The following is a 12,500-nucleotide window of genomic DNA, read 5'->3' on the forward strand; positions in this document are numbered from 1 at the left end:
TTTAGAAAACCCGGCCATTGTGCCGGGTTTTTTATTTGTGGCTTTCCATGAAAGGCGCTTGCTGCTTCGGTTAAAAAAGCGTTAACGTTGGTGCGTCGTCCACATGATAAGGTTGTGGGTAAGCTTCAGGTCGTTAACCTTTACGGCTGGCAAGTTTGCCTCGCCGGGGCCAGAAGCGCGTTATGAAAACGTTATCGATAGAGATTCGCCGAGCAGAACCGCAGGACGCGGGTGCCATTTCCCAGGCACACCGTATGTCGTGGGAACAGACCTATTCGGGTCTCATTCCACATAAGCCCCTGACGCAGATGCTGGAACGCCGTGGCGAAAGCTGGTGGCGCAAGGCGACACGCGGCTCCGCGACCATGCTGGTGGTCGAAGTGGCTGGTGTTATTGCCGGTTATGCGACGCTCGGCCTTAGCCGCGCCCGTGGCCTGCCACATGATGGCGAAGTCTATGAGTTGTATCTGCGTCCTGAATATCAGGGTATCGGCCTTGGCTCGGTACTGTTTACCGAAGCTCGCCGGCTGCTGAAATCGCTTGGCTGTGATGGCATCGTCGTCTGGTGCCTTGAAGACAGCGAACTGGCAAACCGGTTCTTCCGATCGCATGGCGGCCGCGATGTTGCAGAAGGCATGGAAGACTTTGCTGGCAAGCAACTTAAAAAAGTTGGTTACGCCTGGAAGTAAAAGGCAATACGGCAGGACACGTATTGCTTGAAACCCGCGGTCGCTATTACCGTTTTTCTTGAAATTCGGCTTCGTACCAAAGCCTGTGTTGCATTGCAGGTTGTTTCCCAGTATCGAACGATCCACCATTACACTTGGCCACCACACCTGGATTGAGGGATCACGAATGCGTATTGATGCAATTTCTATTGGTAAGAACCCGCCTGATGACGTGAACGTCATCGTAGAAGTGCCGGTTGGCGGCCACCCAATCAAATACGAGATGGACAAAGAAGCTGGCGCTCTGATCGTGGACCGCTTCCTTTATACCCCGATGACCTATCCGGGAAACTACGGTTTCGTGCCGCATACCCTGTCTGATGATGGCGATCCTATCGACGTTCTGATCTGCAACACCCGTCCGCTGGTACCGGGTTGCGTTATCAACGTTCGTCCTATTGGCGTCATGGTCATGGAAGATGATGGCGGTCAGGACGAGAAGATCATTGCGGTTCCGGCTCCAAAGCTGACGCGCCGCTACGACAAGATCGAAAACTACACAGACCTGCCGGAAATCACGCTCAAGCAGATCGAACACTTCTTTGAGCACTACAAGGATCTTGAGCCGGGTAAGTGGGTTAAGATTGGCGGCTGGCAGAACGTAGACGTTGCTAAGAAGCTGATCGTTGAAGCCATCGAGCGCTACAAGGCTCAGGGCTGATCCAGCAGCTTTTCAAGCTTGATTATCAAGTCCTCCGGGTCAGCATCGATCCGGAGGATTTTTTTACGGGCTGTTTCGCCCGATATAAATGAAATTGTGCTCTTGGGTACGCGCAGAGATTTTGCGAGCAAAGCAATAAGGGCTTTGTTGGCCTTGCCATTCTCCGGTACGGCGCTGACACGTGCTTTCAGCACCACATCATCATCAGCACTTGTTTCCAGCTTCTTCAGCACGTCGCGCCCACCATTTGGTGTCAGGCGCACAGACAGACGCAGATGGTCGTTGAACGCGGTCCACGGTCTGTCGGTCATACCAGCGCATCCTGTCGGTGAAGACATCTGCCGGTCTATAAGTTTACACCGGCAGTCCTATGGGCAGTCTGTGATGCCTTATTGGAACAGCGACAACAGGAACGGTCGGATCGGATTTTGTATGATCATCTGCAGGAAAACGATGCCAAGCAGAACGATGATCGGTGAAATGTCGATACCGCCGAGATTTGGCAGAACACGCCGGATGGGACGCAGGACTGGCTCTGTAACGTTGTATAAAAAGGCGCCAATCGAGCTGACGAACTGGTTTCTTGAATTGATGACGTTGAACGCATAGAGCCAGGAAAAAATGGCGCTTGCGATCAATATCCACCAATACAGATTCAGTGCTAGAATGATAACACTAAGCAGCGCGTCTATAATGCCTGGCATCAATATCTCCATGAGTTGCAGACAGACATTTAGACATTGCAGCTTGAACCGGCAAGACCCGCCGCAACAGGGCTGGTGATTCATGCTTAATAGCTTTATGGAAGCGCGAGATAATCACGCGCCTCATCCATCTATTGCCGTGGTCCTGCCTCATATCGATTGGCCACCAGCCGAAAGTCAAACCAATGTCTCTGCCTTCCGCTGAAAATCGCTTCGGCGCTTTCCGGCATCCCTCTTACCGCCGTTTCTTCACGGCGCGTTTCTTTTCAGCTTTTGCCGTACAGATCGTCAGCGTATCCGTCGGTTGGCAGATGTATGAGGTAACGGGTAACAGTTTCTACCTTGGCTTGATCGGCCTGTTTCAGTTTCTGCCATCGCTTCTGCTTATTCTGGTTACGGGCACCGTGGCCGACAGGCATAATCGTCGCATGATCATGGCAAGCTGCCTGCTGGTTGCCTGTCTATGCGCTGCTATGCTGCTGGGATTGACACTGACGCATAATTTCGTGCCGTGGCTGGTGTTTCTTATTCTCGTCATCTTTGGCATTGAGCGGGCGTTTATGGGCCCTGCCGTGCAATCGCTTGCCCCCAACCTTGTCCCGGCAGAAGACCTGCCCAATGCGATTGCCTGGAACTCATCGTCCTGGCAGATGGCCTCGATCATGGGCCCGGTTGCCGGTGGCCTGCTGTATGGCGCCGACGCATGGATTGCCTACTCAGTGGCGCTTGCGTTGTTTGCCCTTTCCGCTGTATTGGCCTTCTCCATCAAGAAGCCGGAACAACGCAGCCCGGCCCGTGCCGTATCTCTGGAAAGCATGCTGGCAGGCTTTCGCTTCATCTCGCAGGAAAAAATCGTTCTCGGCGCGATCTCGCTTGATCTGTTTGCCGTGCTGCTCGGCGGTGCGGTGGCGCTGATGCCGATTTTTGCCAAGGAAGTGCTGACACTTGGTCCTTGGGGCCTTGGTCTTCTGCGTGCAGCACCCGGCATTGGTGCAATCGTGGTTGCGGCTTTTCTGGCCTTTAACCCCATTCGTCATCATGCCGGCATGCTGATGTTTGTCGGCGTGGCGCTGTTTGGTGTGGCGACTATTGTATTTGGCCTGTCCCAGACCGCATGGGTTTCCATTGGTGCGCTGATGGCGATGGGTGCTGCTGACATGGTGTCGGTTTATGTGCGTGAAACGCTGATTGCGCTTTGGACGCCGGACGAGGTGCGTGGTCGCGTCAATGCCGTCAACATGGTGTTTGTCGGCGCATCCAATGAACTGGGCGAGTTTCGCGCTGGTACCATGGCGCACGTGATCGGCGCTGTCCCGGCCGTGGTGATTGGCGGTTTTGGAACACTGGCTGTGGCGGTCGTCTGGGCGTTGAGCTTCCCGAAGCTGCGCAGAGTCGACAGTCTGGATATGCCGAAACATCTCTAGACGTTCTTCCATCGTCAAATTCGGGGGAGGTGTTCGGCAAGACTTACAGCGCTTTCTGGCGCTGTGGTTTTCCTTCAAAAACCATTTCCAGAAAATTCGACAACCAGGCCCGAAGCGGCGTGTCGAACATCATCCGTCCCTCGAGGTGCTTGCTGCCGACCTGAGCATTCGGCATCGTGAAACGTTCAGCACCGTGTACGACCCAGCGCTGCATCATGGCGCGGGTCAATTCCGCGTGGAACTGCAGCCCCCAGGCGTTCTTCCCGTAACGAAAAGCCTGGTTGGGATAGGCATCACCGGTTGCCAGAAGATCAGCACTCCGTGGCAGTTCGAACCCTTCACGATGGAAATGGTAGACCATCTTTGGCCAGTGTGGCATCAGCAACCGGCCCTTCTCGGTGCTGTGCAGTGGGTACCAGCCGATTTCGACCTGACCATCATTGGCGGCATGAACCTTGCCGCCAAGATGTTTCGACAACATTTGCGCACCAAGACAGATGCCGAGAAACGGCTTGTCCTCTTTGAGTGGCACTTTCAGCCAGTCGATTTCCGTCTTGACGTAATCATGCGGATCGTTGGCGCTCATCGGGCCACCGAAAATAACTGCACCAGCGTGGTTCACTAGAGTGTCGGGCAGGGGATCACCCAGCGCTGGTCGACGGACATCCAGCGAATATCCTTTTTCCTCCAGCATCTGGCCAACTCTGCCGGGTGTTGACCGCTCTTGATGCAGAACGACCAGTATTGCAGGCTTCCGGCTCTGTTGACGGGAGGGGTCAAACAGCATTTTCGTCGTTTTCATTTTCCCTGACATTTGTGGTGCGCGTTGCAGCCTGTTGCCGTTGCAAAACCCGATCGCGGACGGAAACACCGAGCAGATCGGCGATACGCCAGATCACGTGGTCTTCCATTTCGCTGCGATCGCCATCTGCGTAAACGATATCCCAGAGGATACCGATCAACGCGACGCGCTGGGCTTCATCAAGGTGACGGCGAATATCCGTGGTAAAACGGTAATAATCGACCGCTTCGGTGCCCGCCTCGCGTCCGGCCTCGAGAAGAGCTTCCAGCGTGCTGCCACTCAACGAATAATACTGCGAAAGTATTTCCCGCAATTTCTGGCGTTCGCTTTTGGAAATGGTGCCATCGGCTTCCATCACCTGGAAACATAGCGCCGCAACAGCGACACGCAGATCATCCGGTGCAAAGTCTTTTCCGGAATGACCACCCGTAAGTTCCTGAAAAAAGGATTGAATACGATTAAGCATGCCTATCCTGTTCAAATTGGCGCTTCATGAGACTTGCAGATCAAAACAGCTTGAGCCGAGTTTTGGGTTCCTGTTCAGAGCCGGCCTTTTTAACGCCCGGGTCATCCGGCAAACCGCCAAAGAACGGAACTGGTTCCTCTTCCTTTGCCGTTTCTGCCAATGGCGGTGCAGCAATTGTTTCTTTGGATTTGGGGGCAGGCGTCGATGTTTGAGCTGGTGCTGGTGTTGAGATCGGCTTTGCCGGCTTTTCTGCTTTCTCGGCAACTGTCACGACAGGCGGAATGTCGATCGGCTTTACTGCTGCAGGCTTAGGCTCAGGTGCTTCTGGCGTCGCTGGCTTGGCAACCGGTGGCAGTGAGGCGAATGCCTCTTTGACATCGGCATTTTCCAACGGGCCTTCGATTTGTCCAAACGGCGCCTTCCACTCAAAGGCATCCAGTCGACCGGTGACCGGTGAGATGGGCAACCATTTTTCAGAGGCAATGCCATCAGCCACCCATGAAGGATCACGGGGCGCACGCAGCGCCTGCGCCATCCAGTGACGCACTCGGCCCTGATCACCGTTTTCAGAATCTTCAATATCCGCCATCAGCAGGAAAATGCTTTCACGCGGTTCAATTCTGGCGGCTGCTTCAGCTTTGCTGCGGGCCTTGGCAAATTCCTTGGCATCCAGTGCAGCATGCGCCACGGTAAACAGCGATTCAACGTTGTTGGGTCGCAGGGCTTCCAGCTTCTCTGCCCGCTTTAGACGATCGATTGCCGTATCGCCGCTGCGTGCACGCACGTAAACGGCCGCGACTTCAGGGTGCGGGGCGATTTTCCACACACTTTCCAGCACCGAGGCTGCCTTGCGCAGATTATCTTCGCGAATATAGGCCTTGGCGGCAATGAGAGCGGCCGGGACAAGGCTCTTGGCAAGCTTGAGTGCCTGCAGCGCATCATCACGCGCGCCCTTCGGGTCGCCTTCCAGCTTATCATTGGCTTTGGCGGTCAACAGCACGGCTTTCAGGCGCTCTGCCTCGCCGCGATCCATAACATGAGCAGCCTTTTGCTGATCGAGCAGGCGAATGGCATCATCCCACTGGCCGGTGCGGCTGCGGAATTCCAATGCAGCCTGAGCTGCCCATGGAAGGTAGGGGGCTTTTTCAGCGGCATCTTCGGCATATTGCATGGCGGCTTCGTGCGCGCCCTGACGTCGTGCCTCGATATAGAGGCCTCGCAGACCCAGTTCGCGTGTTTCGGGATCCTGTGCCATCGCCTCGAACTTGCGGCGGGCTTCGTCATATTTGCCTTCAATGAGGGCTGCCTGTGCTTCGAGCAAATGGATCAACGGTTCCTGATCGGCGCTGATCAGTCCTTGAGCACGGGCCGTCATCTTGCGTGCCATCAGCGCATTACCGGCACCAGCGGCAATCAAGCCGGTTGAAAGCGCCTGATAACCACGGTCACGCTTGCGGGCGCGGAAATAACGGCGGGCTGCATAAGGTGAGGTCCAGATGGCGGCAAACAGCCACCACAACAGCATGACAGCGGCAACCAGCACCGCGATCATGGAGGCCGCGACCATCAGGCTCATTTCAATGAGCTGTCCTTGCCAGACGACAGAAAGCACGCCCGGCCTGTCAGCAAGCCATGAAAAACCAAAACCGATGGCCAGAACAAGGACGATAAAGGTCAGAATTTTTGCCATGCCGCTTATCCCTTCTGCCCGGAGCTGTTGATGGCGCGCGACAGGCTGTCGCCGACCAGTTTTTCAACCTCTATCCGTGCATCAAGCGATTGCTTGTAGGCGGTTGATACGGTTTTGGCCGCATCGGGAAGAGCATTCCATTCCAGGGCGGCACCTTGCAGGTCGCCATTGCGCATCTTGTCTTCCATGCGCGCTATGACGGCTTCAGGCGTCTCACCTTCAATGTTGCCGACCGGCCTTACCTTGACCAGCGAATAGGCGCTTTCGGTCAAGCGCTCGACGATCGACTGGTTGGGGTCGGGCTGGTTCAACGTGGCCAGCATAGAGTTTGCAACGTCCGGGAATGTTCGCAGCAATTCGGCACGCGATGGGACGCCGGTGGTGGCAAAAGGTTTCAAGGCCGCCACGGACGGATCGTCGGTTGCAACACCGGCAAGGGTGTCCAGTTCTGTCAGGAATGGCCCACCACGATCGACGGCTGCCTTCAGGCCTGCGGATGCAATGGCACGGGCGACTTCGATGTCGTCCCGCGGTTCATTGAGTTTGGCTTCAGCATCGTTCAACCGGCGCGTCAGATCAGCAGTGGCCGTTTCCTGTGCAGAGCGTTCGGATTGAAGGCTGGATACCGTTCCTTCAAGGCTTGCGATTTTATCGGCAAGGCCAGAGACATCGGCACTTTCGCCACTCGCTGCAGGTACGGCATTTTCAAGTGCGGCAAGGCGTGCGTCAAGGGCCGAGGTGTCTGCCGCTGGCGCTGATTGTGCTTGTTGCTGGAGAGCGGAAAGTTGCGTTTTGAGGCTGGCTATTTCTGCCGACAGTGCATTTTCCGCATCCTGATTGGCTGCTGACGAGAAGGGTGGAAGGTAGCCCGCATATTGCATGCTGCCAGCGGCAAGCAGTGCGATCAGGCCACCAAAAATGCCAGCGGCGATGAAGCCTGATGATCCCTGCCGGGCCTCTGTCGAGGCGGGCTGTGGAGGCGGTGGTGGCGAGAAGACTGGTTCTTCTTGCTGCGCCGCTTCCTTCACGTCATTTTCTTGAGGTTCACGTTCCAGAGTTTGCGGGGCATCCGGTTTGTCAGAGGCCTCTGAAAGTTGCTCCTCAAATGAGGGCTTTTCATTTTTCTGTTCGTCTTTCGGCTCGTCGCCAATATCCACATTCGGCTGCGGTTCAATTGGCGATGAGGCAGGAATGTCCAGTGAAGGTTGATCAGCCGCGACGACCGGCTCTTGTTTGTCCGGCTCTGTTGCGCCGGGCGCAAGCGTTTTCACGTCCTTTGCATCAAGGTCGATCGTGACCGGTTCGGCTTTTGTCCTGGAGTGGCGTGGCGGTTTTCCCGAGACCATGTCTACCTCTTTGTGCCTTCAACAATTCAAAACTAGTCAGTGATGACCGCAAAGGAAAGAGCAAAGGCACGAATTAGGTTCCTAATGCGACTTTAGAAGGTCAAGCAGGCCCGCCTGCGACGGCAGGGAACTGACATGAACATTGCTGGAAAAAGCCTTGGGAACTGCGGCTGCCACATTCTCACTCAGACAGAAGAAATGGCTGTGCCGAAGCTCGTTCTCGTAGCGGTCAGAAATAATATTTTTAAAAAAAAGCCGTGCGGTTTCAGTCGAGAACAACAGCACGGCGTCAACCGGTTTTGCCACCAGCAAGGCGTCGAGATCGTCATTCGACCAATCAATCGGCACCATGCGATAACATTCCGTCGTCGTATAGGTAATTCCCAAACCATCCAGCGCGGTTTCAAGCGCTGATGATCGGGGGGATCCAGCCAGGTAAAGCAGGGGCGCGATGGTGCCGTCGGACCCATTGATTTGCTCGCCAATCAGTCGGGCAAGGCTTTCACCATAACCATCCGCAGTATGGATATTCTCAAAACCTGCATGTCTGGCGGCAGTCGCCGTTGCCTGACCTACGGCAAAAACCGGCTTTTTGGCAAAAGGCCGTAAATCAATTTTGGCATCTGCCAACACTGCAAGAGCCTGAGCACTCGTAAAGGTCAGCGAAGCCCATGGGCTTGCCACCGCAAGTCTGGCGGATTCGATATTGTGGCGGGCTTCCACCAATGGCAGAAGCACCGCGTCATGTCCCATGTCATGCAAAAGTGCGGCCGTCTTTTTTCCGGTGTTTTCCGGGCGTGTGACGACAATGCGCATGCTTAATCCCAGCTCTCGAAGAAACCTGCGCCAGCTGCGGCACGAACCTTTTCACCGGCCTTTCGGCCGAGATCAGCAGCATCAGCACGTTTGCCGCTTACTTCTATGCCGTGTTCGGTCTGTCCGTCCGGCGTCAGAATGAGGCCACGGAAATGCAGGTCTTCGCCGTCACAAAGGGCATAACCGGCAATTGGGGTGCGACAGGAACCGTCGAGCGCGCCCAGAAATGCCCGTTCGCACGTCACGGCATCATAGGTCGGCTGATCATTGATTGCGGCCAGCATGTCATTGGCCCGGGCGTCATTTAAGCGGCTTTCGACGCAGATTGCGCCTTGCGCTGGAGCAGGCGGAAATTCTTTCGGGTCAAGCAGTGCGGTTGGCACATCCTGCTTTCCAAGACGTTTCAGGCCGGCATAGGCGAGAAGGGTGGCATCGGCCTGTCCTTCTTCCAGCTTGCGCAGGCGGGTATCGACCAGACCACGGAAAATGATGGTGCTGATATCGGGACGCAGACGACGAATAAGCGCCTGGCGGCGTAAAGACGACGAGCCGACAACCGCTGCATGCGGCAATTCCATCAGCGTTTTTGCCGTACGGCCGATAAAGGCATCGCGGATATCTTCACGCGGAAGGAAAGCGGAAAGGAACAGGCCTTCGGGCAATACGGTCGGCATGTCCTTTGAAGAATGTACCGCGAAGTCGAGATCGCCAGAAGAAAGCTGGGCTTCCAGTTCTTCCGTGAACAGGCCTTTGCCACCGATTTCCGATAGGGCACGGTCGGTAATGCGATCCCCTATGGTGGACAGCACAACAACCTCAAACATTTCCTGTGACAGGTTGTGCGCTTTCATCAACCGGTCACGTGTTTCATAAGCCTGCGCAAGTGCCAGAGGGCTGCCGCGTGTGCCGATTCGGAAAGGTTTTGTTTGCATCCGCTTCTATCCATTGTTACCGGAGGTGTTCGTACCTAAGTTTCCCAAGCATCGCAATGAACGAACAGGTTAATGGCCTCCTTTCTACGTATCCTCGGCATAGAGACAAGTTGTGACGAAACCGCTGCTGCCGTTGTAATCCGGCATCCTGACGGTCGTGGCGAGATCGTGTCCGACGTCGTTTTGTCGCAGCTCGATGAGCACAGCGCTTATGGCGGTGTCGTCCCCGAAATCGCAGCCCGCGCCCATGTCGAGGCACTCGATACGCTGGTTGAGGAAGCATTGACCAGTGCTGGCGTTACACTTGCTGATATCGACGCGGTGGCCGCAACCTCCGGCCCCGGCCTGATTGGTGGTCTGATCGTTGGTTTGATGACTGGCAAAGCCATTGCACGTGCTGCCGATAAGCCGCTTTATGCAGTCAACCATCTGGAAGGTCATGCGCTAACGGCGCGGCTGACGGACGGGCTGTCGTTCCCCTATCTGATGCTTCTGGTGTCCGGTGGCCACACGCAGCTCATTCTTGTGCGCGGTGTCGGCCACTATGAGCGTTGGGGAACGACGATCGACGATGCGCTGGGTGAGGCGTTCGATAAAACCGCCAAGCTGCTCGGACTTCCCTATCCCGGTGGACCAGCCGTCGAACGGGCTGCCGCAAGCGGTGATCCTGATCGCTTTGCCCTGCCGCGGCCGATGGTGGGGGAAACACGGCTTGATTTTTCGTTTTCAGGTTTGAAAACCGCAGTTCGTCAGGCGGCAACGGCTATCGTGCCGCTGTCAGACCAGGATATTTCCGATATCTGCGCATCGTTCCAGAAGGCGGTTTCGCGCACGTTGAAGGACCGGATCGGCCGCGGCTTGCAGCGGTTCCGTGAAGAATTCCCTGATGTCGATGGAGTGCCTGCGCTGGTGGTTGCCGGTGGCGTGGCGGCCAATCAGGAGATCCGGCGGACGTTGCAGGAGCTGTGTGACAAGCACAAATTCCGCTTTGTCGCTCCGCCGCTTAATCTTTGCACCGATAATGCCGTGATGATTGCATGGGCAGGACTTGAGCGTATGGCGCAAGACATGCCATCGGATGGTCTGGATACGCAACCACGTTCGCGCTGGCCACTGGATGCTTCGGCGCAAACATTGATTGGTTTTGGCAAGCGCGGAGCAAAGGCATGAACGAGCGCGAAAAGGTCGTTGTTATTGGTGCCGGTGCTTTCGGCACAGCGCTTGCCGTGGTCATGGCGCTGGAAAACCGCCACGACGTCACCCTGCTAGGGCGCGATCCGTCGCTGATTGCAGATTTGAAAACCGATGGCGTGCACGAAGCGGCGCTGCCTGGTATCAGCCTGCCGGATGCACTGCAGTTTTCAGCTGACGCCAATGTGCTTACCGATGCCGGTATCGTGCTGTTTGCCATGCCATCGCAGGCGCAAGCCGATGCAGCGCGCCACTACGGTCCTTATCTGGCTAATGATGCAATCATCGTAACCTGCGCCAAGGGCATCGATCGCTCGTCGGGACGGTTGCTTACCGATGTTCTGGAACATGAACTGCCGCGTCACCCGATTGCTGTGCTGTCTGGGCCCGGTTTTGCCGCAGATATCGCCAAGGGATTGCCGACAGCCATGGCGATCGCGGCAGCTGAGGCTGGCGATGCCGAGAGACTGGCGCAAACCATTTCCGGCCGCACATTTCGGCTCTATGCCTCGACAGACCGTGCCGGGGTGCAGCTTGGCGGCGCGTTGAAAAACGTGCTGGCGATTGCGTGCGGTATTGTCGAAGGCGCTGGGCTTGGCGATTCCGCCAGAGCTGCGCTGATTTCACGCGGTCTTGCGGAAATGTCGCGGCTTGTGGTGGCCATGGGTGGCAAGGCAGATACCGTGCGTGGTCTTTCGGGACTTGGCGATCTGGTATTGACGGCCACAAGCCACCAATCGCGCAACCTGCGTTTTGGTATTGCACTTGGGCAGGGGCTGGATGCTGGCGCATTCGGCGGTGGTCTGGTCGAAGGCGCATTCGCTGCCTCGGTTGCTGCCCGGCTGGCTGAGGGACTTGCGATAGATATGCCTGTGACGGATGCCGTGGCTGCCATTATAGAAGGCAGCCTTGATGTGCGCACCGCCATGCAACAATTGATGACACGGCCTATCACCACTGAATGAGTGATGGCCCTTAAGGAGATGAAAATGCTGTTTGCCTTTATCTGCAAAGACAAGCCCGGTCACCTGAACCTGCGCATGGAAACCCGTCCTGTGCATCTTGAGCACCTCAACAAACTGAATGCGGAAGGCACTTTGAAGATAGCCGGACCGTTTCTCGATGCGGAAGGCAAGCCAAATGGCAGCCTGGTGATCGTTGAAGCTGCTGACATCGATGCTGCCAAGGCACTTGCCGATGCTGATCCTTATGCAAAGGCCGGCCTGTTCGAAAGCGTCGAAGTGAAGCCCTACAATTGGGTCTTCAACAATCCGGGAGCGTAATTGGCCATGGCAAATTACTGGCTCTTCAAGTCCGAACCGGACACATGGTCCTGGACACAGCAAAAGGCCAAGGGCGACGTTGGTGAAGAATGGGGCGGTGTCCGCAATTATCAGGCACGCAACAACATGCGCGCCATGAAGATTGGCGACAAGGGCTTCTTCTACCATTCCAACGAGGGTCTGGAAGTGGTTGGTATTGCCGAGGTTTGCGCGTTGTCTCATCCGGATTCGACGGCGGAAGGCGATCCCAAATGGGATTGTGTGGATATTCGCGCCGTTTGCGATATGCCAAAGTCCGTTACCCTGAAGGATGTGAAGGCCAATCCGAAGCTGGAGAAAATGTCGCTGGTCACCTCTATGCGGCTTTCGGTGCAGCCGGTGACCGAAGAGGAATACCTCGAGGTTTGCCGGATGGGTAACCTCGATAAGCCACCGCGCTCGCCGGACTGATAACTGA

General features: G+C 56.0%; 15 protein-coding genes. 7 read left to right on the plus strand and 8 right to left on the minus strand.

All coding sequences use genetic code 11. The annotated features are described in order from the left end of the window. Nucleotides 1-182 precede the first annotated feature (182 nt). Entirely contained in the window at nucleotides 183-689 is a 507-nt protein-coding gene (locus tag HGO37_RS16580; protein WP_192490426.1) for a GNAT family N-acetyltransferase, read from the plus strand. A 166-nt stretch (nucleotides 690-855) separates the two neighbouring features. Next, the gene (gene ppa, locus HGO37_RS16585) at nucleotides 856-1,389 is read left to right on the plus strand and encodes an inorganic diphosphatase (RefSeq protein ID WP_192490425.1); all 534 of its coding nucleotides are present in this window, start codon (nucleotides 856-858) and stop codon (nucleotides 1,387-1,389) included. Here the strand turns inward: ppa and HGO37_RS16590 are convergent. Further along, nucleotides 1,380-1,700: a DUF167 domain-containing protein gene (locus HGO37_RS16590; protein ID WP_250984274.1), complete on the minus strand. Its 321-nt coding sequence runs from the start codon at nucleotides 1,698-1,700 to the stop codon at nucleotides 1,380-1,382. The two genes, ppa and HGO37_RS16590, sit on opposite strands and share 10 nt — an antisense overlap. A 78-nt stretch (nucleotides 1,701-1,778) precedes the next feature. Then, nucleotides 1,779-2,093: a YggT family protein gene (locus HGO37_RS16595; protein ID WP_192490423.1), complete on the minus strand. Its 315-nt coding sequence runs from the start codon at nucleotides 2,091-2,093 to the stop codon at nucleotides 1,779-1,781. 185 nt (nucleotides 2,094-2,278) lie between these two features. On the opposite strand from HGO37_RS16595, the gene HGO37_RS16600 reads away from it, so the two are divergent. Then, nucleotides 2,279-3,517 carry an MFS transporter gene (locus HGO37_RS16600; RefSeq protein WP_250984275.1) on the plus strand — a complete coding sequence of 413 codons (1,239 nt, stop codon included), beginning with the start codon at nucleotides 2,279-2,281 and terminating at the stop codon, nucleotides 3,515-3,517. A gap of 43 nt (nucleotides 3,518-3,560) precedes the next feature. On the opposite strand, the gene HGO37_RS16605 is transcribed toward HGO37_RS16600, so the two are convergent. The 6 genes from HGO37_RS16605 to hemC all read right to left on the minus strand — a co-directional run bounded on the left by HGO37_RS16605 (nucleotide 3,561) and on the right by hemC (nucleotide 9,569). Continuing rightward, a complete protein-coding gene (locus tag HGO37_RS16605; RefSeq protein WP_250984359.1) occupies nucleotides 3,561-4,304 on the minus strand; it encodes a glutamine amidotransferase in 744 nt (247 codons plus the stop codon). Further along, nucleotides 4,294-4,785 carry a tellurite resistance TerB family protein gene (locus HGO37_RS16610; RefSeq protein WP_250984276.1) on the minus strand — a complete coding sequence of 164 codons (492 nt, stop codon included), beginning with the start codon at nucleotides 4,783-4,785 and terminating at the stop codon, nucleotides 4,294-4,296. The genes HGO37_RS16605 and HGO37_RS16610 overlap by 11 nt, the downstream gene beginning before the upstream one ends. Nucleotides 4,786-4,825: 40 nt before the next feature. Beyond that, nucleotides 4,826-6,475 (minus strand): heme biosynthesis protein HemY, encoded by a 1,650-nt coding sequence (locus tag HGO37_RS16615; protein WP_250984277.1) that lies wholly within the window; start codon nucleotides 6,473-6,475, stop codon nucleotides 4,826-4,828. Nucleotides 6,476-6,480: 5 nt separating this feature from the next. Beyond that, nucleotides 6,481-7,821 (minus strand): COG4223 family protein, encoded by a 1,341-nt coding sequence (locus tag HGO37_RS16620; protein ID WP_250984278.1) that lies wholly within the window; start codon nucleotides 7,819-7,821, stop codon nucleotides 6,481-6,483. An 81-nt stretch (nucleotides 7,822-7,902) separates the two neighbouring features. Then, nucleotides 7,903-8,637: a uroporphyrinogen-III synthase gene (locus HGO37_RS16625; RefSeq protein WP_250984279.1), complete on the minus strand. Its 735-nt coding sequence runs from the start codon at nucleotides 8,635-8,637 to the stop codon at nucleotides 7,903-7,905. Between the two features lie 2 nt (nucleotides 8,638-8,639). Then, on the minus strand, nucleotides 8,640-9,569 hold the full coding sequence (gene hemC, locus HGO37_RS16630) for a hydroxymethylbilane synthase (RefSeq protein ID WP_250984280.1): 930 nt from the start codon (nucleotides 9,567-9,569) through the stop codon (nucleotides 8,640-8,642). A 72-nt stretch (nucleotides 9,570-9,641) separates the two neighbouring features. Here hemC and tsaD point away from each other — a divergent pair, with 72 nt between their 5' ends. The 4 genes from tsaD to HGO37_RS16650 are packed head-to-tail and all read left to right on the plus strand — an operon-like array spanning nucleotide 9,642 to nucleotide 12,493. Continuing rightward, nucleotides 9,642-10,739 carry a tRNA (adenosine(37)-N6)-threonylcarbamoyltransferase complex transferase subunit TsaD gene (tsaD, locus tag HGO37_RS16635; RefSeq protein ID WP_250984281.1) on the plus strand — a complete coding sequence of 366 codons (1,098 nt, stop codon included), beginning with the start codon at nucleotides 9,642-9,644 and terminating at the stop codon, nucleotides 10,737-10,739. Next, the gene (locus HGO37_RS16640) at nucleotides 10,736-11,725 is read left to right on the plus strand and encodes an NAD(P)H-dependent glycerol-3-phosphate dehydrogenase (RefSeq protein WP_250984282.1); all 990 of its coding nucleotides are present in this window, start codon (nucleotides 10,736-10,738) and stop codon (nucleotides 11,723-11,725) included. The genes tsaD and HGO37_RS16640 overlap by 4 nt, the downstream gene beginning before the upstream one ends. A 24-nt stretch (nucleotides 11,726-11,749) precedes the next feature. After that, nucleotides 11,750-12,043, plus strand: a complete 294-nt coding sequence (locus HGO37_RS16645) for a YciI-like protein (protein ID WP_192490414.1) — start codon at nucleotides 11,750-11,752, stop codon at nucleotides 12,041-12,043. 6 nt (nucleotides 12,044-12,049) lie between these two features. Continuing rightward, on the plus strand, nucleotides 12,050-12,493 hold the full coding sequence (locus HGO37_RS16650) for an EVE domain-containing protein (RefSeq protein WP_192490413.1): 444 nt from the start codon (nucleotides 12,050-12,052) through the stop codon (nucleotides 12,491-12,493). Nucleotides 12,494-12,500: the final 7 nt, after the last annotated feature.

It is taken from the genome of Rhizobium sp. CG4 (assembly GCF_023701965.1).
GTDB lineage: Bacteria > Pseudomonadota > Alphaproteobacteria > Rhizobiales > Rhizobiaceae > Agrobacterium.

Coding starts and splice junctions, on each gene's coding strand:
- HGO37_RS16580 (WP_192490426.1), top strand. CDS start 183: ATGAAAACGTTATCGATAGAGATTCGCCGAGCAGAACCGCAGGACGCG.
- ppa (WP_192490425.1), top strand. CDS start 856: ATGCGTATTGATGCAATTTCTATTGGTAAGAACCCGCCTGATGACGTG.
- HGO37_RS16590 (WP_250984274.1), bottom strand. CDS start 1,700: ATGACCGACAGACCGTGGACCGCGTTCAACGACCATCTGCGTCTGTCT.
- HGO37_RS16595 (WP_192490423.1), bottom strand. CDS start 2,093: ATGCCAGGCATTATAGACGCGCTGCTTAGTGTTATCATTCTAGCACTG.
- HGO37_RS16600 (WP_250984275.1), top strand. CDS start 2,279: ATGTCTCTGCCTTCCGCTGAAAATCGCTTCGGCGCTTTCCGGCATCCC.
- HGO37_RS16605 (WP_250984359.1), bottom strand. CDS start 4,304: ATGCTGTTTGACCCCTCCCGTCAACAGAGCCGGAAGCCTGCAATACTG.
- HGO37_RS16610 (WP_250984276.1), bottom strand. CDS start 4,785: ATGCTTAATCGTATTCAATCCTTTTTTCAGGAACTTACGGGTGGTCAT.
- HGO37_RS16615 (WP_250984277.1), bottom strand. CDS start 6,475: ATGGCAAAAATTCTGACCTTTATCGTCCTTGTTCTGGCCATCGGTTTT.
- HGO37_RS16620 (WP_250984278.1), bottom strand. CDS start 7,821: ATGGTCTCGGGAAAACCGCCACGCCACTCCAGGACAAAAGCCGAACCG.
- HGO37_RS16625 (WP_250984279.1), bottom strand. CDS start 8,637: ATGCGCATTGTCGTCACACGCCCGGAAAACACCGGAAAAAAGACGGCC.
- hemC (WP_250984280.1), bottom strand. CDS start 9,569: ATGCAAACAAAACCTTTCCGAATCGGCACACGCGGCAGCCCTCTGGCA.
- tsaD (WP_250984281.1), top strand. CDS start 9,642: ATGGCCTCCTTTCTACGTATCCTCGGCATAGAGACAAGTTGTGACGAA.
- HGO37_RS16640 (WP_250984282.1), top strand. CDS start 10,736: ATGAACGAGCGCGAAAAGGTCGTTGTTATTGGTGCCGGTGCTTTCGGC.
- HGO37_RS16645 (WP_192490414.1), top strand. CDS start 11,750: ATGCTGTTTGCCTTTATCTGCAAAGACAAGCCCGGTCACCTGAACCTG.
- HGO37_RS16650 (WP_192490413.1), top strand. CDS start 12,050: ATGGCAAATTACTGGCTCTTCAAGTCCGAACCGGACACATGGTCCTGG.